At 44.1% G+C, this 1,069-nt stretch carries 1 pseudogene; it reads right to left on the reverse strand.

Features of this window, described 5'->3' with window-relative positions:
• Positions 1-824: pseudogene (locus BOW52_RS16845) on the reverse strand (hypothetical protein); the annotation flags it as partial.
• Positions 825-1,069: the final 245 nt, after the last annotated feature.

Consider the following 1,069-nt stretch of genomic DNA (forward strand, 5'->3'; position numbering starts at 1 on the left):
GGCGCCGCAGGCATAAACGGTCGCGTGAAGTTTTTGCTGTTTGCTTGGGCTTGGATGCCCAAAACAAACTTTCGCAAAAATAGCGACTCCCCGGGTTCACTTATTTCTGTTGAGTTTAGAGCATCAGTAACCTTGAGCATGTGTTTTACTCTAATCTTAACCTGGGTTGAGATTTGGTTTTCCTCTGCGCTTTTATTTGAACTAGGTTGATTAATCTCATGGGCGAGGTGAATGTATCTTGATAATGTGTCATTAGATGCGTGCATAGTGATTTTGCGGCACGCATTTGCAGCAACCGTTAATATGTTATGAAAACTTCCTGATTTAGCTAATTTCTTAATGGATTTAGCTATTGTTAGGGTGATAAACCTGTGGCGGAAGGAGTGGTTGGTAACATGCCTGAGATCGCGGCAGTATTTGCTTCCGTTGATAACTTTCTTGGCATAGTTTTTTAAGTATGTGGCCTTGAGCGCTGCCCCGTTCCTTGAGTCAACGAATATCGCATCGTGGCTGATATCAGGAAACATATTTTCCACCATTTCAATGTGCCAAAGCAGAATCTGGATGTCGTCCCGAGTTGTTTCAACTTCGCGCTTTTTGCCTTTGTACTTACCCTTCACAACAGGAATGTTTCTAATGATGTGCTTCTTGCTGCTAAGCAGGCATTTGGCCGCTTCCTTAATCATTGACCTGGTGATTTGATGTACTTCGGTAATTCTGGAACCAGATATATCAAGTAAAGTGGTGAATGCTTGCCGTCTGCTAAGGAGGAAATCATCAACAATGGGGTGGAACGTGGTGCAATTAATCGAATCAAGCCACATCTCTAACTCGTGGTCACGAATGAAATCAACATCAGTACTTATGTGAATTAAGCCATCAAGGCAGTGGTGGGTAAAATATGGTATTTCAATATGGCCTTTTTTATAGTCTTCCTCGTATAGTGTACCTGGTAACTTCCAGTGTCATCCGCTGACCGCCATGGATAGCGAAGCGAAGGCGGTTAGTCCGCGATAGTCGACGCCGTCTGCCTATTCGTAGTTGAGAGCGGGAGCGAACGACGAAGAAG

This window comes from Solemya pervernicosa gill symbiont, from assembly GCF_002020875.1.
Lineage (GTDB): Bacteria > Pseudomonadota > Gammaproteobacteria.